Annotated in this window: 29 protein-coding genes and 1 riboswitch; of the genes, 6 read left to right on the top strand and 23 right to left on the bottom strand. The window is 35.2% G+C overall.

Translation table 11 applies throughout. The features are described from left to right. Positions 1 to 14: 14 nt before the first annotated feature. Together truA and ACTJIP_RS05820 are read left to right on the top strand one after the other, a co-directional pair. Entirely contained in the window at positions 15 to 746 is a 732-nt protein-coding gene (gene truA, locus ACTJIP_RS05825; RefSeq protein ID WP_440704226.1) for a tRNA pseudouridine(38-40) synthase TruA, read from the top strand. Between the two features lie 265 nt (positions 747 to 1,011). Then, a complete protein-coding gene (locus ACTJIP_RS05820; protein ID WP_077418916.1) occupies positions 1,012 to 2,769 on the top strand; it encodes an ABC transporter ATP-binding protein in 1,758 nt (585 codons plus the stop codon). Between the two features lie 94 nt (positions 2,770 to 2,863). On the opposite strand, the gene ACTJIP_RS05815 is transcribed toward ACTJIP_RS05820, so the two are convergent. The 4 genes from ACTJIP_RS05815 to ACTJIP_RS05800 are packed head-to-tail and all read right to left on the bottom strand — an operon-like array spanning position 2,864 to position 5,379. Next, a complete protein-coding gene (locus tag ACTJIP_RS05815; protein ID WP_180565773.1) occupies positions 2,864 to 3,478 on the bottom strand; it encodes a class I SAM-dependent methyltransferase in 615 nt (204 codons plus the stop codon). After that, entirely contained in the window at positions 3,478 to 4,068 is a 591-nt protein-coding gene (locus tag ACTJIP_RS05810; protein ID WP_180564623.1) for a hypothetical protein, read from the bottom strand. The genes ACTJIP_RS05815 and ACTJIP_RS05810 overlap by 1 nt, the downstream gene beginning before the upstream one ends. Continuing rightward, entirely contained in the window at positions 4,058 to 4,528 is a 471-nt protein-coding gene (locus ACTJIP_RS05805) for an RNA polymerase sigma factor (protein ID WP_047386138.1), read from the bottom strand. Before ACTJIP_RS05805 ends, ACTJIP_RS05810 begins: the two co-directional genes overlap by 11 nt. Further along, complete coding sequence (locus ACTJIP_RS05800) at positions 4,528 to 5,379, bottom strand: alpha/beta fold hydrolase (protein WP_077418918.1); 852 nt, start codon at positions 5,377 to 5,379, stop codon at positions 4,528 to 4,530. The genes ACTJIP_RS05805 and ACTJIP_RS05800 overlap by 1 nt, the downstream gene beginning before the upstream one ends. Before the next feature lie 367 nt (positions 5,380 to 5,746). Here ACTJIP_RS05800 and ACTJIP_RS05795 point away from each other — a divergent pair, with 367 nt between their 5' ends. Next, positions 5,747 to 5,980, top strand: coding sequence for a hypothetical protein (locus tag ACTJIP_RS05795; protein WP_440704225.1), 234 nt, complete (start codon positions 5,747 to 5,749; stop codon positions 5,978 to 5,980). A gap of 35 nt (positions 5,981 to 6,015) precedes the next feature. Then, complete coding sequence (locus tag ACTJIP_RS05790) at positions 6,016 to 6,246, top strand: GNAT family N-acetyltransferase (protein WP_440704224.1); 231 nt, start codon at positions 6,016 to 6,018, stop codon at positions 6,244 to 6,246. 10 nt (positions 6,247 to 6,256) lie between these two features. Here the strand turns inward: ACTJIP_RS05790 and ACTJIP_RS05785 are convergent, their stop codons facing one another. Further along, positions 6,257 to 6,931: a DUF4919 domain-containing protein gene (locus ACTJIP_RS05785; RefSeq protein WP_077418920.1), complete on the bottom strand. Its 675-nt coding sequence runs from the start codon at positions 6,929 to 6,931 to the stop codon at positions 6,257 to 6,259. Between the two features lie 220 nt (positions 6,932 to 7,151). On the opposite strand from ACTJIP_RS05785, the gene ACTJIP_RS05780 reads away from it, so the two are divergent. After that, positions 7,152 to 7,367, top strand: a complete 216-nt coding sequence (locus ACTJIP_RS05780) for a hypothetical protein (protein ID WP_077418921.1) — start codon at positions 7,152 to 7,154, stop codon at positions 7,365 to 7,367. A 60-nt stretch (positions 7,368 to 7,427) separates the two neighbouring features. Here ACTJIP_RS05780 and ACTJIP_RS05775 read toward each other — a convergent pair whose 3' ends face one another. Continuing rightward, positions 7,428 to 8,720: an MFS transporter gene (locus tag ACTJIP_RS05775; RefSeq protein WP_077418922.1), complete on the bottom strand. Its 1,293-nt coding sequence runs from the start codon at positions 8,718 to 8,720 to the stop codon at positions 7,428 to 7,430. A 106-nt stretch (positions 8,721 to 8,826) separates the two neighbouring features. Next, complete coding sequence (locus ACTJIP_RS05770) at positions 8,827 to 9,579, bottom strand: DUF3575 domain-containing protein (RefSeq protein ID WP_440704223.1); 753 nt, start codon at positions 9,577 to 9,579, stop codon at positions 8,827 to 8,829. Positions 9,580 to 9,746: 167 nt separating this feature from the next. Between ACTJIP_RS05770 and ACTJIP_RS05765 the strand changes: the two genes are divergently transcribed. Beyond that, positions 9,747 to 11,831, top strand: coding sequence for a TonB-dependent receptor domain-containing protein (locus ACTJIP_RS05765; RefSeq protein WP_219071799.1), 2,085 nt, complete (start codon positions 9,747 to 9,749; stop codon positions 11,829 to 11,831). Between the two features lie 63 nt (positions 11,832 to 11,894). Here ACTJIP_RS05765 and ACTJIP_RS05760 read toward each other — a convergent pair whose 3' ends face one another. The 16 genes from ACTJIP_RS05760 to ACTJIP_RS05685 all read right to left on the bottom strand — a co-directional run bounded on the left by ACTJIP_RS05760 (position 11,895) and on the right by ACTJIP_RS05685 (position 24,721). Continuing rightward, positions 11,895 to 12,896 (bottom strand): T9SS type A sorting domain-containing protein, encoded by a 1,002-nt coding sequence (locus ACTJIP_RS05760; RefSeq protein WP_077418925.1) that lies wholly within the window; start codon positions 12,894 to 12,896, stop codon positions 11,895 to 11,897. A gap of 137 nt (positions 12,897 to 13,033) precedes the next feature. Continuing rightward, a complete protein-coding gene (gene ribB / locus ACTJIP_RS05755) occupies positions 13,034 to 13,681 on the bottom strand; it encodes a 3,4-dihydroxy-2-butanone-4-phosphate synthase (RefSeq protein WP_047386148.1) in 648 nt (215 codons plus the stop codon). A 92-nt stretch (positions 13,682 to 13,773) separates the two neighbouring features. Beyond that, positions 13,774 to 13,899: riboswitch (FMN riboswitch) on the bottom strand. Positions 13,900 to 14,123: 224 nt separating this feature from the next. Continuing rightward, entirely contained in the window at positions 14,124 to 14,555 is a 432-nt protein-coding gene (locus ACTJIP_RS05750) for a hypothetical protein (RefSeq protein ID WP_428168208.1), read from the bottom strand. Between the two features lie 14 nt (positions 14,556 to 14,569). Beyond that, positions 14,570 to 14,923, bottom strand: coding sequence for a DUF2200 domain-containing protein (locus tag ACTJIP_RS05745; RefSeq protein WP_219071797.1), 354 nt, complete (start codon positions 14,921 to 14,923; stop codon positions 14,570 to 14,572). Positions 14,924 to 14,965: 42 nt separating this feature from the next. Next, positions 14,966 to 16,210: a hypothetical protein gene (locus ACTJIP_RS05740; RefSeq protein ID WP_180564617.1), complete on the bottom strand. Its 1,245-nt coding sequence runs from the start codon at positions 16,208 to 16,210 to the stop codon at positions 14,966 to 14,968. Between the two features lie 494 nt (positions 16,211 to 16,704). After that, positions 16,705 to 17,208, bottom strand: a complete 504-nt coding sequence (locus ACTJIP_RS05735; protein ID WP_077418929.1) for a DinB family protein — start codon at positions 17,206 to 17,208, stop codon at positions 16,705 to 16,707. A 42-nt stretch (positions 17,209 to 17,250) separates the two neighbouring features. Further along, on the bottom strand, positions 17,251 to 17,634 hold the full coding sequence (locus ACTJIP_RS05730; protein WP_077418930.1) for a 5-carboxymethyl-2-hydroxymuconate Delta-isomerase: 384 nt from the start codon (positions 17,632 to 17,634) through the stop codon (positions 17,251 to 17,253). Positions 17,635 to 17,766: 132 nt separating this feature from the next. Then, entirely contained in the window at positions 17,767 to 19,377 is a 1,611-nt protein-coding gene (locus ACTJIP_RS05725; RefSeq protein ID WP_440704222.1) for a serine hydrolase, read from the bottom strand. A gap of 84 nt (positions 19,378 to 19,461) precedes the next feature. Beyond that, entirely contained in the window at positions 19,462 to 20,250 is a 789-nt protein-coding gene (locus ACTJIP_RS05720) for a hypothetical protein (RefSeq protein WP_077418932.1), read from the bottom strand. Between the two features lies 1 nt (position 20,251). Continuing rightward, positions 20,252 to 20,770, bottom strand: coding sequence for a hypothetical protein (locus ACTJIP_RS05715; protein ID WP_440704221.1), 519 nt, complete (start codon positions 20,768 to 20,770; stop codon positions 20,252 to 20,254). Then, complete coding sequence (locus ACTJIP_RS05710) at positions 20,748 to 21,263, bottom strand: hypothetical protein (protein WP_180564613.1); 516 nt, start codon at positions 21,261 to 21,263, stop codon at positions 20,748 to 20,750. Before ACTJIP_RS05710 ends, ACTJIP_RS05715 begins: the two co-directional genes overlap by 23 nt. Position 21,264: 1 nt before the next feature. Further along, positions 21,265 to 22,038, bottom strand: a complete 774-nt coding sequence (locus tag ACTJIP_RS05705) for a hypothetical protein (RefSeq protein WP_180564612.1) — start codon at positions 22,036 to 22,038, stop codon at positions 21,265 to 21,267. 19 nt (positions 22,039 to 22,057) lie between these two features. Then, a complete protein-coding gene (locus ACTJIP_RS05700; protein ID WP_440704220.1) occupies positions 22,058 to 22,432 on the bottom strand; it encodes a VOC family protein in 375 nt (124 codons plus the stop codon). An 18-nt stretch (positions 22,433 to 22,450) separates the two neighbouring features. Then, on the bottom strand, positions 22,451 to 22,990 hold the full coding sequence (locus ACTJIP_RS05695; protein ID WP_440704219.1) for a dihydrofolate reductase family protein: 540 nt from the start codon (positions 22,988 to 22,990) through the stop codon (positions 22,451 to 22,453). Positions 22,991 to 23,090: 100 nt separating this feature from the next. Then, a complete protein-coding gene (locus tag ACTJIP_RS05690; RefSeq protein ID WP_440704218.1) occupies positions 23,091 to 23,846 on the bottom strand; it encodes a phosphodiester glycosidase family protein in 756 nt (251 codons plus the stop codon). A 233-nt stretch (positions 23,847 to 24,079) separates the two neighbouring features. Then, on the bottom strand, positions 24,080 to 24,721 hold the full coding sequence (locus ACTJIP_RS05685) for a hypothetical protein (protein ID WP_440704217.1): 642 nt from the start codon (positions 24,719 to 24,721) through the stop codon (positions 24,080 to 24,082). Positions 24,722 to 24,726 lie beyond the last annotated feature (5 nt).

Genomic DNA, 24,726 nt, shown 5'->3' with positions numbered 1-24,726 from the left:
GTTATTACAATACATTGAGATACTTTATTGAATTTTCTTACAACGGGAAGAATTATTTCGGCTACCAGATACAGCCGGATGCCATTTCTGTGCAGGAAGAACTGGAAAAAGCACTTTCCACAATTTTAAGGGAAGAGATTAAAACTACAGGAGCAGGAAGAACTGATACCGGGGTTCATGCCAAAAAAATATTTGCCCATTTTGATACTGAACATGAAATAAATGATCAGCTTCCACGCAGGCTGAACAGTTTTCTTCCGCCTGATATTTCCATTAAAAGGATTTTTCCGGTAAAAGATGATTTTCATGCCCGTTTTGATGCTACATATAGAACCTACGAATATTATATCTCACTGGAAAAAAATCCATTTACCCAAGAATCTGCCTGGCAGCACTGGAAAAGAACTCTGGATATTGATGCTATGAATGAAGCCTGCAAAATTCTTTTTGAATATGAGGATTTCACCAGTTTTTCGAAATTAAAAACCGACAATAAGACCAATATCTGCAAAATGTATAAAGCGGAGTGGGAGCAGAACGGAACAGAACTTAAATTTACTGTTTCAGCTAATCGTTTTCTCAGAAATATGGTTCGTGCTATTGTTGGAACAATGGTTGAAATAGGAACCGGAAAACTGAAACCGGAAGATCTTCGTGCAGTAATTGAAGATAAAAACCGTAACGCAGCAGGAACTTCAGCACCGGGACACGGATTGTATCTGGTGGATGTGGGATATGAATTTTAAAATTTTCATCAATTCATCATAGAAATAGTTTGATTTCAAGAAGAGTTCAGATTGTCTGAAGAGTTTTTATTGTTGATGGTGTTTTTGGCTCTTATGTCATTAATGGAGAAACAGGCGAAGAAAAGAATGCTTAATATATTCATATTGTAAATGGTAGGTATCTGAAATTTTCTATGACGATTTGCAAAAGTTGTAAACGCAGTCCGGTTATAAAGTCTTATTTTTGCATAGAATTTTATTTTAATTCTTTCTTTCGATTCGTACAATGAAAAAACAAGATACCTGGGAGATTATAAAAAGGCTGTTCTTTATCGGAATGAAGTTCCGTTCATGGTTCATCCTTACTCTTATAATTTCTATATTCCTTTCCATTGTTTCTACTTACAGGCCGTATCTTACTATGCAGGTGGTGGATAATGATATTACAAAGCTCCATGATAAGGCTTTGATGATGAAGCATATCTATATCCTTGTAGGATTGGTGTTTGCTGAAACGATTTTAAACTTTTTCCTGGTTTATTTTTCAAATTTTATCTCACAGAATGTAATCAGGGATATCAGAGAGCGGTTATATGCTAAGCTGATTTATTTCAAAACTTCATTTTTTGATAAAACCCCAATCGGGCAGCTGGTAACGCGTGCGGTAGGAGATGTGGAAACAATTGCTACAGTATATACAGACGGTTTCCTGATGGTTTTCGGGGATATACTGAGAATTCTGTTTGTACTGATTATGATGTTCAGCACCAATGTTCACCTGAGTTACATTACGCTGGCTATTTTACCTTTAATGGTAGTCATTACAAGATTTTTTCAAAAAAGATTGAAGAAAGCTTTTGGAGACGAGAGAAACTGGACTGCCAATCAGAACTCTTTTGTTCAGGAAAGACTGGCGGGAATGTCTATTATTCAGGTATTCAACAGACAGGAATCTGAATTTAAGAAATTTGATGATATTAATGTTACACTAAAGGGAGCATTACTGAGAACCGTATTTATTTTCTCGCTGTTCTTTCCTGTAGTGGAACTTATTTCTTCATTATTCATAGGATTTATCCTTTTCTATGGAGGATATATTACAATCAGTGCAGGGGTGGTGATTGCCTTTATCCAGTATATTTCAATGCTGATTCGCCCTTTGAGACAGATTGCTGACCGTTTCAACAATATCCAGCGAGGAATTGTGGGAGCAGAAAGAGTATTGGGATTAATGGATGAAGAAAATGCAATGCCGAATAACGGAACGGTGAAGAAAGATCACTTCGCCGGAAAAATTGAATTCCAGAAAGTACATTTTGCCTATGATGAAAAACAGGAAGTTCTGAAAGGGATTGATTTTAAAGTAAATCCGGGAGAGACAGTAGCTATTGTTGGTGCAACAGGTGCCGGGAAATCAACCATTATCAGTTTGATTACAAGATTGTATGATATCAATTCCGGAAATATCCTGATTGATGATGTGGATTTAAAAGATTACGAGCTTTATAATCTGAGAAGTCATATCGGAGTCGTTTTACAGGATGTTTTCCTTTTCCATGGAAGTATTTTTGAAAACCTTTCCTTTGGAGACGACAGTATAACTTTAGATAAAATAAAAGCTGGTGCCAGAGAAATTGAGGTAGATCAGTTTATCCAGCAGCTTCCTGGCGGATATGATTATGTAGTGAGCGAAAGAGGTTCATCAATATCTTTAGGCCAGAGACAATTGCTGTCTTTCCTGAGAGCCTATTTATCGGATCCGAAAATTTTAATACTGGATGAAGCAACGTCTTCCATTGACCATGAAAGTGAAAAACTTATCCAGAGAGCAACAGAAAAAATTACAAAGAACAGAACCTCCATTATTATTGCCCACAGGCTTTCCACCATCGAAAAAGCTGATAAGATCATTGTGATGGAGCATGGTAAAATTGTAGAAGAAGGGAAGCACCTTGAGCTTTTGGATAAGAACGGATATTATGCTACTCTTTACAAAGCTCAGCTGCGTCATGAAGTGGAATTGGAAGAAGAAAAAGAGTCATAATCCATAAGCAACTATTTCAAAGTTCAGATAAACAATAAAGAGAGTCATCAATGACTCTCTTTATTTATTTTTTAAATAGAATATATACGAATACTTAATGCTTTTTAAAACTGCAGAAAACAAAATTCTGAACGGTCTCAAAAGGAGTGGTATGATCTTCAGTAATACACTTTATTTTTGTAAAAGTTTTTTCAAATTTTTCATACAATGATCCTTCATCATACTGTTGAATATCCAATCCGCTGCATTTGGCAGGACCGTTTTTAGAAAAAGTTCCAAGGATAATAAAGTTATTAACATTCTTTTCCGCAATATCAACATATTTTGAAACCTGTTCCGGAGTTGTCAGAAAGTGAAAAGCAGCTCTGTCATGCCAGATATCATAGGTTTCCGTTGGGTTGAAAGCGATAATATCGGTTGCAATCCATTTTACTTTACCGGCAGCATCTCCCAGTCTTTCCTGTGCTTTTTCCAGCGCTTTGGCAGAAATATCAAGTACTGTAATATCCTCATAGCCTTCTTCAAGAAGAAAATCAACAAGGTTGCTGTCGCCACCGCCGATATCGATAATCTTAGCATCTTTTCCCAATCCTGAGGATTTGATAAAGGTAAGTGAGGTCTGAGGTTTTTTCTGAGTCCAGCTTACCTGGTCAGGATTTTTGGTTTCGTATACGTTTTCCCAGTGATTTTTGTTGTCAGAAGAACTCATCATTCTTTTAATTGATTATTGATCTCTTCAAATTTATTAATTAATTCGTTAAGTTTTCCCTGTTGTTTCTTTATTGTTTTGGGCCTTAAATAAAACCAATTGAAAGCAATCCATGCGAATGTTACCACATAAGCCAGCATGCCTGAACCAAGTGTCATTCTGGACGTGTATTCATACATGTAAAAACATATTCCCAGAGACAGCATAATAAAATATAAGTTGAGTATGGTGGTCTGCATAAATTTCTGCTTACGCTTTACCACATATAAACTCTGGAGATATTCATTGTTCGACTGGGTCTGATCAATTTTGTAAAAAACCATAAACATTTTATTATAGGCAAAAAGGAACATCACCATGGCCAGAATGACAAGTACAATCCCGATTTTTGTAGTAATCATCTGAGGCTGGAAACGATACCAGATATAAATAATTATTAATGAGGTGGTGATTAATGCAATATTAGCCAGGATCAGTTTACGCAGATTTTGATTTCTGAATTTTCTCAGCTTTCCAAGAAGCTCTTCCAGATTGGGTTTGTTGGAAGTCTGCTGTTTCCATATATTTTTGAAATTGATATTAGTATCCATTTTCTCTAAACTTTTGTGTTAATTTTTCTTTTATCCTGTGAATTTTCACCCGTATGTTGGATTCTGAAAGCCCTACGATATGTGCTATTTCAGCCTGTTTTACCTCTTCAAGCTCCAATGAAATAATAATCCTGTCCGTTTCCGGCAACTCCGAAATAAACTGATACAGCATTTGTATCTGAGGTTCCATAGATTCCTGCTTTTTTTCTTCCAGATTAATAGGCAGATCGGTTTTGGTAAATTTCTTTTCCTTTTCAATCTGTCGAAGGCAGTTATTAGAAGCAATTCTGAAGATCCATGTTCCTATGCTGGATTCATTTCTGAATTTCGGAAGCTGCTGCCATACAATGATAAATGTTTCCTGGGCAAGGTCCTGAGCGAGATCAGGATCATTCACATATCCCATACACAGACGGAATATCCTTTGCCAGTAGAGTTCGTATATCTCTTCAAAAGCCATTATTTCGCAGATAAAAAGTGAGTAAGCTGAGTAAAGTACCAATCCTTATCATCGTACATGATGAAGTGTAATCCTTTTGAAGCATACTGCATATTGGCATTTTTTAAATTTTTGTACTGGCCTTCAATAGTAGGTTTCAGATTGGCAAAAAATGATTCCAGAAGAATAAGAGAGGGACATTGTATATTTTTTATTTTATCTCTCAGATCAGTATTAGAAAAATCGCAGTACATTTTAGCGAATGTTTTTCGGTCAGATTTCATGCTCCAGTTGATCACCGTTTCCAGCATAGAAGTATCTGCCAGAAGACGCGGCATAGTCTGTGTCTGCATTTTGCGGAACTGATCATCGCTCATCGCGGTCAATTGAGTAATGGTAGAGGAACAGTCATTATTTTCTTTAGACGTAAAATTAGGATCAGATATTGCAGCCAGGCAAGGAAGTGTGTCTACAATGACGATTTTTCCTGCCAGCTCAGGATAATCTGCGGCAATAGCCAGGGCAAGACCACCTCCCATACTGTGTCCGATGATAATAGGTTTGTCAATTTTATTATTCTTTATATAAGCAGCAATCCCTTTTTCCCAATCTTTAAAGCTGGCGTCTGCCTGTGGTTTTGTTCCCGCAAATCCAGCCATCGTTAAAGTATAGCAAGTGAAGTTTTTTTCAAATTTTGCAGTCGTTTCGTTCCATACGTCTCCGGAAGAAGCAAACCCTGGAATAAATAGTAAAGACTGATTTCCTTTTCCGGTTTTCTTTACTTCAAACGGATACACTGTTTCCTGACCGAATATATTGCATACCGCTAAGAAAAATAACATGATAACAAGAAGGAATGTGAATTTTTTCATGATTTCTAAAGTTTTAAGGTTTATTTGTCTTTTAGAGACGAACCCTTTTAAAATGTTACACAAAATTTCATTTTTTTTTCTGAAAAAAAATAAAAAATTAATAGAATGCTTATAATGAGTGATTTACAGGTATGTAATTGATTGGTGTTTACCAGCAAGATACTTTGATTATGCCAATTATAAAAGCTGTAAGAGATATGAAATGAAATCTTTAAAAATAAACATTTTGCCCTATATTTACAGAATATGGATGGATTTGGTAAACTTGTTGAATCGGGAACTTTAGTATCAATAAAATAAGAACCCAAAACTACTTCTAAAAAAAAATGATTTAGAATGACATCCGTGATCAATAAATTTGTAAAAGATGAATTTACCACCATACACAGATTTCCCTACAATAATCGGAGAAAATATTATATTAAGAAAAATCGAACCCGCCGATGTCTTTGATATTATTTCGATTTCATATTATGATGCAGTAGCTGCTGTGGGTATAACTGAAGCAGTAGCAATGCAAGATAAGATTAATGCTGATTATGATAAAGGAGATTCTATACATTGGGGAATAGCAGATAAGGTTTTTCCAATAAAATTGTAGGAACTTGTGGATATTATAGAGGACTGGATCAAGGCGTGGGAGAGCTAGGCTGTGTGCTTCTTCCGCAGTATTATGGGAAGGGATATATGACACAAGCAATTAAATTGGCTGTACAATTTGGGCTGGAGACTATAAAGCTCGCTCAGGTAGGAGCAATCACTTCTAATGATAATGAAGGCGCAATAAAATTAATGAATCGGCTGAACTTTATAAAAGTTGCAGATCTGCCTGATAATGAAATTGAATATCAGTATATTAAGCCCTGATTAGAACAGATTAATCTAATATTTTCCCATAAAATCTACTGATATCAAAATAAAATCCCGGGATTTTGTATTTGTCTTTTTCAAATTCCTGATAATCACATTTTCCATTATGGCTTTGTGCCTTAGTTTCCATTTGGAACCTGTTCAAAAGTACATATTCATCAGTAACAGAAATAACGTGAAACCCCGTCTCACATTTCAATCCATCACCTGAAGTGAGGATAGCGTTTAATAATCCGTGGAAATTCCCAGCGATTTTTTCAGCAGTGGCGTCGTCTTTATTTAAATGATACAGATACGCAAGATAATTCATGGCACGAAGATCCAGCGGGTTTTCATCTAAAGCATCCAGAAATAGCTGTATTCCTTTGGAAAGATCTTTTTGTGAAATGCCTTCCCCACGATAATATTTGGAAACCTCTTCAGCCTTCTTCCCGATTTTATAGGGCTGATACTCCTTTTGAAAGGTATAACCGAAGTAAAGGTGACGGTATTGGCTGCTTGTAAGGAGCGTATCATTCTGTTTTAATCTTTTTAAAAGCTTCGGATAATAGAACTCTGAGTTTTTATCCTCAATATTTTTTTGAATTAAAGAATAATCAGGTGCCTTAAATTCCATTTTTTGTGCAGACAGGAAAGTAAGCAGTGTTAAAAAGAATAAAGTGAAAAATGCTTTAATATTCATGGTTTGTATAAAGTTTTTGTGATTTTTTGATGATCTAAAAATACGGAATATGCATTAATAAGATAAAAGTTTACGGACTGTTTGTAAAAAAAACAATAAAATGTTGTCAAAGTGTTATTTTGTGTCGATAAATTTACTAACTTTATTCGGAATTTAAGAGGTTACCCCTGATATTCAAAGGGGGTACATGTAATTTTTAACTAAAAAACTTAAAATATTAATGAATAATAGTATCCAAGATGAATTTAAAGTCTTCAGAGACGAATTGAAAAAGTTAAATATCGAAGTACAGAAAGTTGTAAAAGTAGGAAACGGAAGTATGGATTTCCACGAGGTTTTCTATAAATCGCCGAGGTATGAAGAGGTAAAAAGTATCTATGTTCAGCGTCATAATCTGGACAATATGATTGAAAAATTTAAGCAAGCCTATCATTAAGAAATAGAAAGTGCGCCGCAGAGAATCTGCGGCGCACAGTTTTTATAAAGCGGTATAATATTAGTCTTTATCGAGGGTAGAAGTTTCTTTTGTATCCTTCATTCCGGCATAAACGATCAGGGAAAATAAAATACATCCAGTAATATACCAGTAGAAATAACTTTCTGTTCCTGTCTGTTTAAACCATAGGGCAATATATTCTGCTGTTCCTCCGAAAATAGCTACTGTGAGTGCATAGGGAAGTCCTACGCCCAGCGCCCTGATCTCAGAAGGGAAAAGTTCTGCTTTTACAACGGCATTAATGGAGGTGTACCCGCTGACAATGATCAGGGATGCCATAATCAGGAAAAATGCGGTCCACATTGAAGTTGTGGTACTTAAAGCGGTGAGAAGAGGTACAGTGAATAACGTTCCCAAAATTCCAAAGCCTAAAAGAAGCGGTCTTCTTCCGATTTTATCAGATAACGCTCCAAAAACAGGCTGCAGGCAGGCAAATATAAATAATGAAATAAATGAAATAAGGGTAGATTGCTCTTTAGTCAGATGAACGGTGTTCACCAGGAACTTTTGCATATAAGTGGTATAAGTGTAAAACGCAAGAGTTCCCCCTAATGTCAGCCCAATTACCGTAAGCAGAGCTTTGGGATGCTTGAGAAGTTCTGTTACCGTTCCTTTTTTCTTTTCACTAAGTTCTTTTTTATTCTCAAATGCTTCGGTTTCATGAAGATTGGCTCTTAAGTATAAAGCGATAACAGAAAGTAATGCTCCAATAACAAAAGGAATTCTCCATCCCCATTCTTCAAGCTGGGCCTCTGTTAAAAGAAGTTTCTGTAAGATCAGCTGTATTCCCAATGCAATCAGCTGACCACCGATCAGAGTTACATACTGAAAGCTAGAATAAAATCCCCTTTTATCTTCCGATGCCATTTCGCTGAGGTAAGTGGCAGAAACTCCGTATTCTCCTCCCACACTCAAACCCTGCAATAATCTGGCGACCAGTAACAAAGCAGGAGCCAGGATTCCGATGGTTTTATAGGTAGGAGTAAGGGCAATCAGCAGAGATCCGAAGGACATCAGTAATACAGAAAGTGTCATCGCCTTTTTTCTTCCGATCTTGTCCGCAATACTTCCGAATATCCAGCCTCCAATGGGACGCATCAGAAAACCTACTGCAAATATTCCTGCCGTATTCATCAGCTGTGCATTCAGGTCAGAATCCGGGAAAAATGAATGTGAAAAATAAATAGCAAATGCAGCATAGGCATACCAATCATACCATTCTACAAGATTTCCTATAGATCCACCTATGATGGCTTTGATTCTTTGACCGGTAGTGATAGAGGATGTATTCATAAATTATTATTGTTTCAGACAAGTTTTTTGACATCCAAGATACAAATTTCAGAAAAAAATAAACCGTTCTGATATCAGAACGGTTATTACTATAATTTGTATGTTTTTAAAATCTGTACCCGATAGAGAGTCCGCTTCTGAAGCCTGCCCATGGACCGTCCACTTTTATTTTGGCTCCATTGGCGTTGGTTTCCACGGTGTAATCTACAAAAGGAATATCCAGATTTTCTATTTCTTTTTTTAATTGAGCCTGCATATCCGGAGTCAATACATAATCTGAGGTCATTATAAAATCACCTTTTCCGCTTCCGTAGTGAGCGCCAGCAATCCAGAAATCGAGAACAAGATTTTGACTTCTGGTGAGAAAGAATTGTACACCAACCATCAGACCTCCACTGTTTCCTTTGGTATCTCCCTGGCCTTTAAGGGGAATTTGATAGGCAATTCCATTCGGGCCATTATAATCATAATAAAAATCAAAAGTATTGGAAGTGACACTTGAATACCGATAATAAGGTGCAAAATAAAATCCTTTTCCATAGCCTTTACCGATATAAAATCTGGGTTCTATGGTGAAGTTGGTAGTTTTTACCCTAAGATTTTGAAATCTTTTCTCATCTTCATCTTTCAGAAAGGCATTGATGAATGGTACTTTCCCTTCAGGCATTGTTCCGAAACCTATGTTTACCGAAAGCCATTGGTTGATGACCCGCTCATAAGACAGGTTAATGTTTCTGAAAGCATAGGCTGTAACATTGGTCTTGATGATATTCATCTTTTCTGCCGAACTGTTTTGGGCTTCCTGAGCTCCTAATACTGAAAAAAGAAAGCACGGAATTAATATGAATGCTTTTTTCATGACTTTACTATTTTGTGATGTTAAATAATACCAGCAAAAAACGGGCTGTATTTAACATAATAATTAGAATTTAAAGAAAAATTATTGTTAAATCCTGAATATTAGCCATCATCAATGTAATACACATCGGGAATTGATTGTCCTAATAGTATAATTCATCTTTTGATATGAAAAAAACTATTTATACCATATTCTTTCTTTGCGGAACTTTTGTTTTTGCCCAGGAGAAGAAAAATGATACAGCCGATGTTGCAGCAACAAAAGAAATTCAGGAAGTTATTTTAAAATCACAACGTAAAAAACAGTTTGCGGATAAGGCCGTTTATACTTTTGATAAAGAAGCATTGGAAAGAGCACGCTATGCAAAAGATCTGCTTCGTACCCTTCCGGAATTGCAGCTGGATCCGGTAGCGAATACCATTACCAGCACTAAGGGAGGAACTACACTGTTTTTGATCAACGGGATTGAAGCTACAGATATGCAGATCAGAAGTGTTGCACCCAGTGAGGTTGTGAAAGTTGAGTATTATGATATTCCGCCGGCAAGATGGGCAACAAGGGCAGATACTGTAGTTAATATTCTGACAAGATCCACAGAAACAGGATATGTGTTCGGGGCAGATGTTTCCACGGCTTTGAATACAGGATTTGTGAATGGTTCTGCCTATGCGAATTATACAAAAGGGAAAAATAATTTTGGGCTTGAATATTCTCTGAACCTGAGGGATTATGATGACCGAAGAGTAAACAGTATTTATGATTACCAGCTGAACGGAAAGCATTATCGTTCTGATGAAAACAGGAAAGATCATTTCGGGTATACTTTCCAGAATGTTGCTTTACGCTATACGAGACTTGTTCCTGATAATTATGCTTTTCAGGCCAAACTGAATATGGATATTTTCAGCAGATTTTCAAAAGGAGTGGGGCAGAGTACCTTTAGTGAAGATGATCTGAAGGAAGAACATGCAATGTTTAAAAATAATGGTTCAGATTATGTGATTCCTAAGCTGGATCTTTATTATTCCAAAAAGATTGGTGAAAAAGATGAGCTGAGCATTAATGTAGTAGGTTCTCATTATACTACCAATACTTCAGAAACAGCGAAGGAGTGGATTACAGATTCCGGACTTTCGGTATATGATAATGATATGATTTTAAAGGCAAAGCAAACGAGCCTGGTGGGAGAACTTGCCCATACTCATGATTTTAAGGCAGGAAAACTTTCATCCGGATATCGTATTTCAAGGTCTTCTATTTCCAATGATCTGAATAACCTTGCCGGATATTCTCAATACAGTGTCAATTATTTGGAACAGTATTTTTACACAGAGTTTGCAGGAAAAGTTGATAAATTCAGCTACCGTATTGGAGCTGGTCTAACGAATATCCACAACAAAAGTGCAGAGAATACTTTTGATGAATGGACTTTTACTCCGAAGGTTATTTTAGCCTATCAACTTAAAAACAATCAGAATCTTCGTTTTACAGCTAGCTATAATCCGGTAAGCCCATGGAGTAATGCTTTGAGCAGTAATGTGGTGCAGCTGGCTCCTAATATTGTCCAAAGAGGAAATCCCTTTTTAGAATCTCAGCAGGTATTTTCTAACAACCTGACCTATTCTTTTAATAACAAGTTCTTTGATTTTAATGCAGGTTTATTTTACCGATATACCAACAGGGTAATCAATCAGTATTATGTTCAGGATGATATATTGGGAGGTTATGCGCTGACTTATGAAAACGGAAAAAACGGACAGCGGTACGGAGTGCAGCTTACAGGATCTTATAAACCTTTTGGGAATAGCCTGCTTGTAATAAAAGCTGTGATTACGCCTACTTCTGAAACGGTAAGAACCAGTACTGGTGCTCTGATTAAGAATGATTATTTAGGAAATTATTTTTCGCTTTCCTCAGAATATAAATCCTTCTCAGTTCAGTATCAGTTCAATATTCCGGTGTATAGTCTTAGCGGAGCTTTCCTGAACACGAACGAAAATCAGAATAATATTTTTGTAAGTTATAAACACAAGAACTGGACGTTTTCCACAGGCATGTACTGGATAGGGATGCCTTCAGAATACAAAACGAAAAGTTTACCGGAAAGCTTAGTGGATTATAAAGTTCATACTCAGATTATGAATAATAAGTCAATGTTTGTATTAGGACTGAGTTATGATTTCTCTAAAGGGAAAAAGACAGAGATTCAGCGGAAGCTTAACAACGAAACAGCTCCTGCAGCTACTTTTTAAAAGCAATTTTGAATGTTAATAAGAAATCCCCGCTCATTTGTAGGAGCGGGGATTTTGTTTTTATTATTTCTTGATGAATTTTGTATTCTTTGTCTCTGTAGTATTTTTCCCACTGATCTCTATGAAATAAGACGCTGGTGGAAGATCTGAGATTTGAATATTTCCGGATTTTACATCTGATGTTTTTACCAGTTTTCCGTCCAGACTGTAAATATTTGCTTTGGAATAATTATCGGTATTCCCTTTGAAACCGATAAAGTCCTGTGCAGGGTTAGGATAAACCACTAAGTTTTCTTTTTTTACTGCATTGCTGCTTGTAGCCAGAAATGCTTCGTTTAAAGCTAGTGCAGTGGCTACTGTCTGGTTGATACTTAACAATGGAACACTGATATTTCCGCTTGTAGAATTTAGCAAAGCATATCTGTGAGAAGCATCGTAATAAGCATAGGCTGTATTGGTAACTGTTCCGATAGGGTTGGCATAAATAATATCAAAAGATGCATATAGGTTAAAGTTCTGTGTGTATTTTACTCTAAGAACATTACTGTATGTTTGATTACCTATAATCAGAGTTCCATATGCATCAGCAATGGCAGCCATTGTACCGCTGAACAATCCGTTGGCAGAAGACGATGAGAAAGTTCCTTTGGCTGTATCATTTTGGGCAGGTCCGTAGGTCAATGGATAACTATTATAGGTCCCATTATCCACGTTAAAATTTAAAGTTGCCTGTGGGTTTACAATTCCCGTGATTTCCAGTTTAGTAGAAGACGCTTTGTAATAAACAGTTGTTGCCCCATCTGCCATTTTAATAGTTGAACCTGGAAAAGTCGATATTTCCGTAGAAGTAGGAGTAGAATAAGTCGTTATTGACGAAACTCCCATGATAAGACCTCCATTTGAAAATGTAACGTTAGCTCCTGTTGCGGAGTTGTTTACCACTCCGGTTACATGATTGTAATTGACAAGGTTTCCGGAAATAGGGTCATTGGCTGCTTTTGTAAGCGTGATCTGCGCAGAAAACATTGCAGAAGCTCCTAATAAAAGGAGTAAAGTTTTTTTCATAGTCAAGATTTTTTTTGTTAAAAATAATTAAAAAATAGTATCAAAATGTTAAATTTATTTGTTTTTGATTAAATTTTTAATAAAAACGCCTGCTGATCATATCAGCAGGCGACTCTGTGCGTTAAAAATATTTAAGTTTAATTGCTCATCACCATTTTACGGTAAGCATAAATGTCTTCGATGGTCACGACGCTCATCCCTTTTTTGATAGCAAAGTCCACAATTTCAGGAAGTCTTGCCATAGAACCGTCTTCATTTGTCAGTTCACAAAGTACGGCATCATCACCCAGATTGGCCATTTTTACAAGATCTACGCTGCCTTCAGTATGACCACGTCTTTCAAATACACCATCTTTTCTGGCAATCAGAGGGAAAACATGCCCGGGACTTGCAATATGCTCTGCCTGAGCACCTGCTGCCACGGCAGTTCTGATCGTTGTTACACGATCTCTTGCTGAAACACCTGATTCCACGCCTTCTCTGGCTTCAATGGAAATGGTAAATGCGGTTTGATTTTTTGAATTGTTGTTTTCCACCATCGGACGAAGGTTGAGGTGGCGGCTTTTTTCCTCAGAAATGCATAGGCAGACGATGCCGCTGCATTCGCGGATCAGAAGTGCCATATCCTGTTCTGTAATAGTGGAAGCGGGAAAGATGATATCACCTTCATTTTCGCGGTTTTCATCATCTACCAGTAGAATACCTTTTCCCTGTTGTAAAGTTGAAAGTGCTTTTTCTACACGTTCTTTGGAGGTTGCTCCGAATTGTTCTAATAATTTTTCCATGTTATTTTACTTTTAAAAGTTAAAATAGTCTTCGGTACATGGAAATGAAATACAACGCAACAAGAATCCATAAGGAATCTTATTGGTCATCTCATTTTCTTCTCCCATCCAGACTTTAACTGTCGGTTCCGGAATTTCACCAGATCAGTCCCTTCATAAGAAAGGAGTCGCGGACTGTAACCGCCGGTAGGGAATTTCACCCTGCCCCGAAGAAAACTTATACTAAGTTTTATTGTATGTTGTAATTTAAATTTTTATTTCATTGAATAGTATTTAACGCACAGACTGCTAATTTCGGGAAGTTTTTTGAAATGGAGAAGAGATTTTGTGAAATTTATGGCCTTTAAAAAGGGTAGTTAAAATCTTTATATTGTCTGTCAAAAGACTTTAGATCATTATCATCATTTTTTTTATTGAACAGTCCGGTTGATAAATTAATCTCTCACAGTCCAAAATAGAATTTTTCACTTTCATAAAGCCGTATTTGATATTTTTGCCCAAAATTCATCATAATATCAGACTGATAAGACCTTGTCACCTTTTCTTTGTTTGACCAAAAGAATGAATGATCTGAATTAATTCCCCCAGTCTTTATCTGAGCATGATCAAAATCCAGTTGACTTAATATATCTTCGAATTCCCGAATAAAGTTTTGTAGTTGCCTCGTATCGTCGATAAGCCATCTTTCTGTTCTTCCAAAAGAAATAAGAATATTGTCATAATAATATGCCGGTTCCTGAGTGGCATGGGAGAAGATTTGCGGATGAAAATAAAAATATTTGTGATCCTTCATTTTATTGTTAATGAAGTCTAGAAAACCATTATAATCCTTGTCCAGCATAATAGCTCCGTAAAAATAATTCCATTCGTACATTGAAATTTTATTTTTTATATTGTTCTCAAAATTTTTTCCATTTTCTTTCCTTTTGCCAGCTCATCAATCAGTTTGTCCAGATACCGGATATTTCTCATAAGTTCATCTTCAATTTCCTCTACACGATAGCCGCAAATAACTCCTTTAATTAATGAAACATTTGGATTCATCTGAGGAGCCTGCTCAAAGAATGTTTTAAAATCAGTTTTGTGATCCAGTATTTCCTGCAGACTTTTTTCATTGTATCCCGTGAGCCAGAATATAATCTCATGCACTTCCTCTCTACTGCGTCCCTTTTTTTCTGCTTTTTGAATATAATGTGGATAAACACTGGCAAAAGCCGTTGTGAAAATTCTGGTATTCTGCATGACTTTATTGTTTATTAATTAATATTTATATGAAGGTTTTAATTACCACTTCCAGATCTGAGGTTCATCTTTCCAGACCAGCAATCTGAATTCCTCATAATGCTTTCCATTTCCGATGGTATGAGCATCTCTGTGCCCTTTTTCTAATTTCAGTTTGTGTAAAATGCCTGAGTGTGCGGCTACCCACAGGGTTTCTTCATCATCAGAAAGTGCCATTCCTGTAATGGTAGAACCAAGGAAGTATCTCCAAAGCTGGTTTCCATTCTTATCAAAGGCTTTGATATAGCCGTAAGCGTCTCCAAGGATATAATAATCTTTTATGGCAATACCTTCATAGACTCTCATTTCCTCATCAATGAAAGTAAAGTCTTCACTTTCCGTATAGGCTTCAATATCAGCTCCTACATATTGATCAGCATTGATTCCTATGGTAATTCCATTGTAAAAATGACAGGAATTTGTAATTAGCTGGCTATCATCTTTTGCAAATAGACAAAAATGTGGATAAGACGATTGAGGTCCTATAGATCCTACAGTATTGCCTTCATGATCCAATATTCTGTGATCATAGCACTGATCTCCGACTACGATATAAGAATTGTCGTTGGATAATGCTGCATTTTCCATATCAATCTGAGAGCTCCAGTCTTCTTCATGGTCTTCATTGATGGGATGGATGAGCTTTTTTTCAGTATTTGAAACCAGGAAAATTCCGTCTGAGGAAACAATCACTACTTTGCTTCCATCATTGAAAGGATACAAATCAGTAATTCCAAAATCTGGGTTTTCATCTAGTTCAAATTCATTGATGAGGTCTCCTTTCCAACCTTTGTATAAAGATATTTTATGAGAATCTGCAATGGCGAAAATGTTTTCCCGGTTAGATTTTCCGATGGCACGGATATTTTCATCCAGTTGTGTAATAATATCTTTATCAAGAAGATAAGCCTGTCTTTTTTCATATGATGTGCCTGTCATAAAAACAATTTTTTCATCAGAGATAAAGTGCATATGCTCAATATTCTGAGCTTTATTTTCCATTAAGGGAATAATAGGAGCATGGGCAGGTGGGAAATGTTCCCTGAAATTTTCTGTGTCTTCGTTTTTGTTAGCAGTTTTAAGCAGTTCAAAAACTTCGCGGACTATATTGGCTCTGTTATCTTCAGGTTCTTTACCTTTCCAGTTTTCCCAGCCGTTTTTTTCACCAAACTCAACCATTTCATTGATTTCTTTTGCATAGCGTTCTCCTTCTGAGAACCATTCTTTTTGGATTGTAGTGTTGTACATTGAATTTTTTTATATTAAAATTTATTGAAAATGAGGTTGTATTCCTTATCAACTAACTTACAAAAAATCTAATGATTCTGAGAGGATAAAAAAACATCCTGATTATTGGAGTAATTTATTTTTGTGGATAACCTCAAGTGTTAGTTTTAAATAATCTGGGCTAATAATTGCTGAATAATAAGGTTAAAAAAATGTACGTAAGTTATCCACAGAACTTATCCACATGATTTTATATTGTGGAAATTTACAGTAAATTAATATATGGTATAAGTGATTGAATTTAATATGTTTATGAGGTTTTGTTTCAATGGGTGAAAAACTTATCCATAGTCTATCCACGGAAGTAAATTGAAGCATGAAAAGTTATCCACAAATTTTTCAAGATGTGGATAACTGGTTGTTTTTAATTTAAAATATTTAAAATCAGTAGTTTAATTAGGTTTGTGCTGGGGTTCTGAAATTCTTTATCAGACTTATCCACAAAACGGATAATATTACTGCTTATCCTTATAAATATTCCAGAAGTTGAAATCTGTCATAGGAGCATCTGTTATTCCGATATTTCGTCCCATCGTTACGATTTGCCCTCTGTGATAAGTCCCGTGAAGAATGGCGTGCTGAATATATTCATATTTTGAAAAATCACACTGAAACCATTGAGATTCTATCTTCACATTCTTTGAAAGATCGTCTTCAGAGAGACTTTCCACATAGTCTACCAGCTTTTGTGAATTGTTTTTAATAGCATTGAAAACATCTTCTTTGTTGGTAGTTTCTGTAGTTTTAGTAAAATCAAAATCATTTTTTTCAGAAATGTGACTCCACCAGTATTCCTGGGTCTGCCAGATATGGTGTAATGTTTTTAAGATAGTCGGAAAACTTGAAATTGTTTCCTGATTAAGCTGTTCGTCAGATTTTGTGGATAACCAGTCAATATATTTGTTGACTACCCAATTATTGTACTGTACGCTTTTGTTGACTAATGCTTTTAAGCTCATAATATTAGTATTTAGTTGGTGTTGGTTTAAAAAAGAAAGATATCAGAGTCCGAAATGCCGGTCGTTATTTATATTCTCAGGATTAATGAGTGCCTTGTTGCTGTATGTTGCGACTTCAAAATCATTGATATTTACAGAAAGAAAGGAAATGTCAGCCAGCAATTCAGAAAGTTTGTTGCAGATCTGTCTGGAAAGATGAGCTTTTTGTTCTGTAGTACGGCCTTCCATAATGTATCCGAAGACATGCAGGAAGTTTTTCTTATGAATGCCTAATTTATAATATTGATAGGGCTGAAGTCTGACTTTTATATCATTGGGAGCAAACAAACCCGTTGCATCAGCCGCTTCATATAAGGCATCCATTATTTCTTCAGGCGTTCTCAGCTGAAGAATTTCCTGTGAACAATCTATAATAAAATGAGGCATAGATTATATTTTGTGGTTTGATTTTGTGTGAGATAAAAATAATAAAAAATATCAACGGATATTCAAAATAAAAACCGCACTCGGAACAGTGCGGTTGAAAAATATGTATTTTTTACTATATAAATACCTGTTTTATTGAACTGATTTTTTAATACTGAATTGTGGTTTTACAGTATTGGTCATGTCGAGAACAATATCATAAAATCCGTCTTCATTGATTGGGAAGGCATATGCATCAAAGGCAAGACTTTTATTATCATTATTCAGTCCGAGGCTGTATCCCCAGTCATTATTAAATCTGAATTTTAAATCGCCTTTATTCAGTTTATAGTTTTTCAGAAAATAAATATTCGGGGTTTTGGGATTTGTCTGTAGTGGGATATCTTTTCCATCCCAACCATTAGGAGTTGCATTTCCTATGATTCCCCAGGTAAGGTTTTGTGTATTTTTTTTAGCTGTTTTCATCGTTCCATCCCAAAACTGAATGACAACAGCATCTATTTTTCCGTTTTGATCAGGTTTAAATGTACAGGTAAATTTATCATCCAGTTGAAATGATGTTTTGCTTTTTGGCAATAAGGCATTTCTAGGATAACTGCCTTCTTTGAAAACCAGAAATCCATCAGCGCTGTTTATATAAAAATTTGAATTTTCAGTGTAATAAACTCCTTCCAGTTTTTTTAAATCCTCCACACTCACTTTTGCAATGGCTGGAATGGTATAAGGCTTATTGTACAGTATTTTTTCTACCAGAGGAAAAATAAAATCGGTGTGTGATAATTCTGAATTTGAAATTACAATCACACAAATATCATCTTCCAAAATTCTGTAATATCTGCTTCTGTAACCTGGCCCGCCGCCATCATGACCTACCCGTTTTTTGTCAAAAACAGTCGAAATCTGAAAGCCTAATCCATAATGATCCTTAAGATAAGGAGTAAAAGCTTTATCTATTGTTTCTTTTTTCAGGAGCGTGTAATTCTTCAGCGCTTCATTGAACTTAAAAAGATCTTCTACAGTAGAATACATGGCCCCTGCTCCAAAAGGATGATCTGTTTTGAAACGTAATGCCTCGTTTGACATGTTATCAGATAAAAACTCATAGCCAAATGCTTTATTTTCATCAGTAACAGTATTGAAATTGAATCCACTATGATCCATTTTCAGAGGTTTGAGGATATTGTTTTCTATAACTTTATCATAATTCAGACCAGTCACTTTTTTTATAATATAACTGAGAATATAATATCCGGAATTGGAGTAATCCCAATCTTTACCAGGTGAAAAATTTAGTGGTTTTGCGGAAATATATTTTAAAAATGTTTCTTCATCTATAGTATACTCAGAATTGGTATCATTGGGAATTCCTGAGGTATGAGAAAGCAGATGGGCCAAAGTGATGCTGTCTCCTTTTGGAAAATCAGGATAATATTTTGAAAGTTTGTCATTCAAAGATAATTTTCCCTGTTCTTCCAGCTGAAAAATAACTGTTGCAGTGAACATTTTTGTGGTAGAGAAAACCCGGTAAAGGCTGTTATTGGTGTTTTTCAGTTTTTTAGGCGCATTTCTATAGCCGTAACTTTTTTCAAAAATAATCTTTCCTTTTTCAGCAATCAGAACAGAACCGCTGAACAAGCCGGCCTTTTCATACGTTGAGAATAACTGTTCCAGTTTTTTTGATTTCTGAGAAAAAAGATGACTAGTTGCAAGCAAGAAAATAATGCAGGTTAAAATAGACTTCATGTAATTTTTTAAATAAGACACTTTTAAGTGTGATAATGTTACATGGGGTAATCGAAATATTTTTGATAAAAAACACTTAAAAATTTATTTGCTATTTTCTGTATCTACGGATTCAAAAGGAATTTGATTTTCATCAATAAGTTTATTTTTAAATTTCTCAGCATAAGTATGTGCAAATTTTTCTTTTTCACTTTTTGAAATCCGAAAATAAAAATCTATTCTCTTCTCCCAGGTATCATAATCTATATCATCATCATTATTCCCAGGTCTCTCAACAACATCTAAATAATGAACGTAATGCCCGAACTCATGAGGTAGGGTTCTATAAAGTTGAGTGTTTCTAGCCGTTTCAGGTATGAGTTCTACAATAAAGTTTCTTTTCGTTTCAGTGAAAATATGTCCATCTGCTTTTAATCTTTCGAACTCCTGCTTATCTTCAATTGTTTGCTTTTTAGACCATGATAATTGCTTTTCTGTATCGATTGCATCCAGGATAATGGCTGGATAATATTCGCCCTCGAAATCAAAACTGTAGATTAATCTTCCCCAAACGGGTGAAAGAATTTCTTCTTTTCGTTTGGGCTGCCGTAGAATAATAAACTTTAATTCTCCATAATCTTTGACCGGAATTTGTTCTATAATTCTTTGAATATCATTTACTGAACAAGGATGGATTGAATTTTCACGAGTTTTTTCAACCACAAATGTAAATTCATGATTGTTGATGATTCGGGTTTCTTTTTGGTAATCAGTAAGTTTTTCGTAAAAAGATTTCAAATTACCATAAGGTGAAGAAATAGTCAATTTATTATCCTGACCATAACCTTGTTTTTTAGTTCCAATATTTTTATTTCTTCGGGTTTGATTATACATTTTAATACCACATTTTTTTTAATTCACCTGCAATTTCATCTGCCTTATCTTTCGTGATCCAGTCTACGATTCTTATTTCGCTGTCTTTTTGTATAAGAATTACAGAATACGTTGAACCACTTATTGAAAAATGGTAACGGACACCCAATTGATGTCTTTCTACTTCAAAATTTTTCGTTTCAATACGATCTATTTCTTCTTTCAGATAAGTTTTAGGACTTGTGAATAATTTGTTTTTATATTGTACTGTCAGGTTTCCATCGTCAATGGTAAGTACTGTTTTTCCGAAATTATTCCATAACCAGATATACAGAATAAAAATAAAGAGGGCAGCAAAAGGAAGCACGAAAGAGATGAAACCTGCAGGTTGAAGAAATCCAATAGAGACGATGATAAGAATTATACAAAACAAAATGAGTAAGCCTACACTTGTTACAAAGGCGACCAGCCAATTGGTTTTGTTTTTAATTTCAAGGATGACTGGCATGTCTGATCGATTACTGTAAAGGTTTTCTTTCATACAACTTTGTCTTCTTAAGCCCAAAATTATTTATCTCCATGGGTGAATCTTCTTCCCAGTCCGGAAGATAGCTGTAAAGTTGATCGGTAAGCTTTACGATTCCAGGGTTCGTTTTATCATTAAATTCATAATTTTTTTGATCAGTAATAACTTCCAGTCCCGACTGTCCGCCATAAGGCTTTACAGGAAATGTGAATCTGTTTATTGTATTAATTTCATCCCATTTTATAAACTCTGTTATATTTTTTTGTTTAAAGTAAAATCCATCGTTTGTATATTCAAATATTCCATTATCTTCATGCAGTATGTCCATTTCTTTTTCAACTGAATCATAATCCTCTTTTTTACCGGAATAGAGTTTAGCTAGCGAAAATATGATCACAACAAAGCACATAAAAATAATGGTAAATGTGATTTTTTTGTCGTCAAAAATAGGATAGTTATAAAGGGTAAGAATTAAGATAACAGAGGTGAGGGCAATGATCTTTTTCATGTTATATTTTTTCAAAGTATTTCCCTTTGAACTGATAGCGGATTTTTTTATCTGTAATTTTATAGTCGTCAAGAATCAGTGGGATACTGATGATTTTGTTTTTACCATCATACTCAATATTGTAATTTTCAATCTCATTATTCCAATTAGATTTTGCCGAAAGATCTATTTCATATCTCAATTGGTTTCTGATACCGGTTTGGGTTTTAATAAGCCTGGCATCACTGTTGAGTTTTCCATTATCAATAGAAAAAACTTTTATGCTGTGAGCTGTAAGGGCAGAACTATATGTGGCCATATTTTGAGCGAGATAATATTTCTTATTCTCAGAGATAATATCATTGATTTTATAATAAAATGTCTGGGGATTCATTTCACTGTTATCACCAATTATTTCAGAATATACTTTGCTATCTGCTTCATACTGAAAGATATTTTTGAAGAAATGCATTGTGCCACCGTTCCATGTATCCCATGAATAAATCCTGAGTTTTCCATCCTCGGATGAAGAAACCTGTAAACCACTTTTTCTGAGTGATTTAAAATCATATCTCATAGTCTGCGGATTGGATGTGTGCTTCAGCAATAACTTTTCAAATTCATTATTAGCTGCCGTAAGTGAATCTGCAGCATCCCTGTTGTGGTTCTGATCTGCATACCAGTGACCGATTTTCCGGAAAGAAAGTTCCAGTTCTTTTTCTATAGTGTTTATGTTTTGTCCGGATACAATATGAGATAAAAAGATGAAGAATAAAATTCCTATTGTTTTTTTCATGGTTTTGTAGAATTAGTTTTTATTTTTTGCTCTTTAATTGAAATACATTTCCTTCAGGATCGGTTCCGTCACAGAGCCAAAAAGGGTAGTTTTCAAAAGTTTTGATCTCTCTCATCTGAATGTTTTTGGAGACCAGCTCGTTTCTTGCGGATTCTATGTCAATGTCAATTTCAAAAACGAATTTGGTATTGTTATCGAAGAGATGACCCGTTTCAATTTTTTCAAGATACTGGTCTCCGATTTTGTGAAGTCCGATATGAGCACCTCCGGCATCAAGTAAAACCCAGATTGAATCTTCCTCAATCACTTTCAGATTAAAATGTTCCACATAAAAGTTCCTGAGCAGCTGCACATTTTTCACATACATCATAATAGTTCCAAGCTGCGCATTCATGTCTTGACTGTTTTAAGGTTAAGCCTCATAAATAAGTTGTACCACACCGGATTTAAAAACATTGGTTTTGATCAATTTTAGATTTAATCTTTCTTTTAAATCTTCAAAAAGAGGTTTCCCTTTTCCTAAAGCAATCGGATGAACGGATATTCTGTAGGTATCAATAAGGTTAAGCTGAATAAATGTTTTGATAAGGCTCGCCCCACCATACAGCCAGATATCTTTTCCGCCCTGATTTTTTATTTCGGAAACTTTCTGTGCAATATCAGAATTGATAAAAACGGCATTTTCATCTTCTCTGTTCTGGCTGGAAAAGACAAATTTATTTTTTGAATGAACGGTTTCCCAGGGTTTTTGCTCTTCCGGACCTGCATTTTCTTCCGGCTGATAATTTCCCCATGCATCATAGCTTACTCTTCCGTAAAAAATAGTGTCTATTCCTGAAAGAAACCCATCAAAATCCATATCATCATCCATGATACACCAGTCTGTTTCTCCATTGGGACCTTCAATAAATCCGTCTAAAGTAGTGGCAAGGTCTAATATTACTTTTTTCATTTTTTTATTTATAAGTGATATAGGGGTTGAGTATTCTAAAATGGTAGGAAAGATAGGTATATTTTGTTTCTTTCATGACGAAATGCAAACAACTTTTTTTTTATTTTACAGATGTTGTGACTCCTATCATCACTCCGAAATTTCCGTCTTTCTGAATCCAATTTTTTTCAGGAAGATAAGTCCTGGAAACATATCCGTCAAGATAAAGAGCATTTTTGCATCCTGAGTTTTTGAAAAACTGTGCCAGATGATAAAAATTGATTTCTTTTTTAGACATTGCAAAAATGAGATCTCCGTTTTCAAGAATTCCTACGCCATTTCTGATATTCAGGTTTTTAGAGTTCTCCTGAAAGATCGGATTTATTTTTCCATTTGTTATGAGCATTGGTCCGGATTGTGTGGCATATCTGATGTTTTTATTTTGTCTGAATTTTTTAGTTTCTGAGATTTCTGCCCGGTTATTTTGGGTTAAATAAAATATTCCATTAGGTTGAAGATAAAAGTTCCCGATGCCCTGCAACGTATCCATGGGTTTCAGAATTTTAAAATTTTCGATATAAAGACCTTTTGGAGAGTTGTCAGGCTCAAACATTCCTCCGTTTACAGCGAATACTAATTTTTGCTTTTCAGACTGAACGTTAGTATTCAGACGATCAATGCTTTTCAGGGGTTCACCTTTATCATTTTTCCAATACAGCTGTATGTTTTGTTTCTCAGGATTCACCTGATATGTGATAAAAAAGCGGTTATCATCTTTTCTTTTTTCTTTACAGCAAAAACTGAAGAAGAGCAGAAGTGAAAGAAGGAAATAACGGGTTATTTTTATTTTGAAAGAGAAAATATTAGTTTCGGTCATGGTGTGATTTTCAGAACAAATATATTGTTTTCACCTTATTCATTTCAATATTTGGTTTTCTTAAGCTGGAAGATCAGAGCAATAAAAAGCATGACGATCACAAAAACGGAAATATAAATAATGATTTTGCACCTGTTATTTTTTCATCAGTTAAAAGTTTTTGTAAAATAGTAAAACCGTTCTTACAACGGAACGGCTTTGAAAATATTGTCAGCATAAACCTATGTTGTAGGCTAGCGGTACGGCAGATTGATTTCTTCAATTTTAGCTCTCAGATCTGCAATGGTATAGGTTTCTGAATTGCATTGAATTTCCGGAATATTATGTTTGGATAGGAAATCATTCAAATCTTCACAATTTTGCAGAATATTAAATTCCTTATTGTCCAGATCTAAAACAATGCCTTTGGTTTTTCCATTGATAGAGTAGGTAAGAGGACTTAATGCGCCTAAGAATGCCTTTGACCATAAGCCTTTCATATTTTCTTCAAAATAAATGAATCTTCCATAGTTGATCACTTTACAAAACCTTGAATATTGGTCCGGGGCATATCCGTTGTCTTTCTTATTGGTATATTTTCTGTAAGTCTGAAAATACATTTCTCCTTTATGCGAAACAGCCAGAGGAACTTTAACTCTTTTATTTTTTTGCTTAAAGTAGAAAAAAGCCTTTTCCGGCAGATCAAGAGAATCACATTTTTCACAGGCTTTGAAATATACTTCTTCAGTGGAAGACGGTTTTTTATTCAGAACATCTTCCAGCGTCATATAAATACCTTCAGGAAAATCTCCCTTTTTTATAGATTGATATTCTTTTTCCTGCCCGACAGCGATGTTAAAAATAAAAAGAAGACAAAATAAAATATAAGATTTCATGAGTT

Source organism: Chryseobacterium sp. 22543 (assembly GCF_052044565.1).
Classification (GTDB): domain Bacteria; phylum Bacteroidota; class Bacteroidia; order Flavobacteriales; family Weeksellaceae; genus Chryseobacterium.
This window is presented reverse-complemented; position numbering and strand designations above follow the sequence as displayed.

Coding starts and splice junctions, on each gene's coding strand:
- ACTJIP_RS05730 (WP_077418930.1), bottom strand. CDS start 17,634: ATGCCTCATTTTATTATAGATTGTTCACAGGAAATTCTTCAGCTGAGA.
- ACTJIP_RS05695 (WP_440704219.1), bottom strand. CDS start 22,990: ATGAAAAAAGTAATATTAGACCTTGCCACTACTTTAGACGGATTTATT.
- ACTJIP_RS05810 (WP_180564623.1), bottom strand. CDS start 4,068: ATGGATACTAATATCAATTTCAAAAATATATGGAAACAGCAGACTTCC.
- ACTJIP_RS05715 (WP_440704221.1), bottom strand. CDS start 20,770: ATGAAAGAAAACCTTTACAGTAATCGATCAGACATGCCAGTCATCCTT.
- ACTJIP_RS05800 (WP_077418918.1), bottom strand. CDS start 5,379: ATGAAAAAATTCACATTCCTTCTTGTTATCATGTTATTTTTCTTAGCG.
- ribB (WP_047386148.1), bottom strand. CDS start 13,681: ATGGAAAAATTATTAGAACAATTCGGAGCAACCTCCAAAGAACGTGTA.
- ACTJIP_RS05725 (WP_440704222.1), bottom strand. CDS start 19,377: ATGAAGTCTATTTTAACCTGCATTATTTTCTTGCTTGCAACTAGTCAT.
- ACTJIP_RS05750 (WP_428168208.1), bottom strand. CDS start 14,555: ATGTACGAATGGAATTATTTTTACGGAGCTATTATGCTGGACAAGGAT.
- ACTJIP_RS05765 (WP_219071799.1), top strand. CDS start 9,747: ATGAAAAAAACTATTTATACCATATTCTTTCTTTGCGGAACTTTTGTT.
- ACTJIP_RS05780 (WP_077418921.1), top strand. CDS start 7,152: ATGAATAATAGTATCCAAGATGAATTTAAAGTCTTCAGAGACGAATTG.
- ACTJIP_RS05745 (WP_219071797.1), bottom strand. CDS start 14,923: ATGCAGAATACCAGAATTTTCACAACGGCTTTTGCCAGTGTTTATCCA.
- ACTJIP_RS05720 (WP_077418932.1), bottom strand. CDS start 20,250: ATGTATAATCAAACCCGAAGAAATAAAAATATTGGAACTAAAAAACAA.
- ACTJIP_RS05775 (WP_077418922.1), bottom strand. CDS start 8,720: ATGAATACATCCTCTATCACTACCGGTCAAAGAATCAAAGCCATCATA.
- ACTJIP_RS05700 (WP_440704220.1), bottom strand. CDS start 22,432: ATGAATGCGCAGCTTGGAACTATTATGATGTATGTGAAAAATGTGCAG.
- ACTJIP_RS05760 (WP_077418925.1), bottom strand. CDS start 12,896: ATGAAAAAAACTTTACTCCTTTTATTAGGAGCTTCTGCAATGTTTTCT.
- ACTJIP_RS05690 (WP_440704218.1), bottom strand. CDS start 23,846: ATGACCGAAACTAATATTTTCTCTTTCAAAATAAAAATAACCCGTTAT.
- ACTJIP_RS05710 (WP_180564613.1), bottom strand. CDS start 21,263: ATGAAAAAGATCATTGCCCTCACCTCTGTTATCTTAATTCTTACCCTT.
- ACTJIP_RS05785 (WP_077418920.1), bottom strand. CDS start 6,931: ATGAATATTAAAGCATTTTTCACTTTATTCTTTTTAACACTGCTTACT.
- ACTJIP_RS05685 (WP_440704217.1), bottom strand. CDS start 24,721: ATGAAATCTTATATTTTATTTTGTCTTCTTTTTATTTTTAACATCGCT.
- ACTJIP_RS05740 (WP_180564617.1), bottom strand. CDS start 16,210: ATGTACAACACTACAATCCAAAAAGAATGGTTCTCAGAAGGAGAACGC.
- ACTJIP_RS05795 (WP_440704225.1), top strand. CDS start 5,747: ATGAATTTACCACCATACACAGATTTCCCTACAATAATCGGAGAAAAT.
- ACTJIP_RS05705 (WP_180564612.1), bottom strand. CDS start 22,038: ATGAAAAAAACAATAGGAATTTTATTCTTCATCTTTTTATCTCATATT.
- ACTJIP_RS05805 (WP_047386138.1), bottom strand. CDS start 4,528: ATGGCTTTTGAAGAGATATACGAACTCTACTGGCAAAGGATATTCCGT.
- ACTJIP_RS05770 (WP_440704223.1), bottom strand. CDS start 9,579: ATGAAAAAAGCATTCATATTAATTCCGTGCTTTCTTTTTTCAGTATTA.
- ACTJIP_RS05815 (WP_180565773.1), bottom strand. CDS start 3,478: ATGAGTTCTTCTGACAACAAAAATCACTGGGAAAACGTATACGAAACC.
- ACTJIP_RS05820 (WP_077418916.1), top strand. CDS start 1,012: ATGAAAAAACAAGATACCTGGGAGATTATAAAAAGGCTGTTCTTTATC.
- ACTJIP_RS05735 (WP_077418929.1), bottom strand. CDS start 17,208: ATGAGCTTAAAAGCATTAGTCAACAAAAGCGTACAGTACAATAATTGG.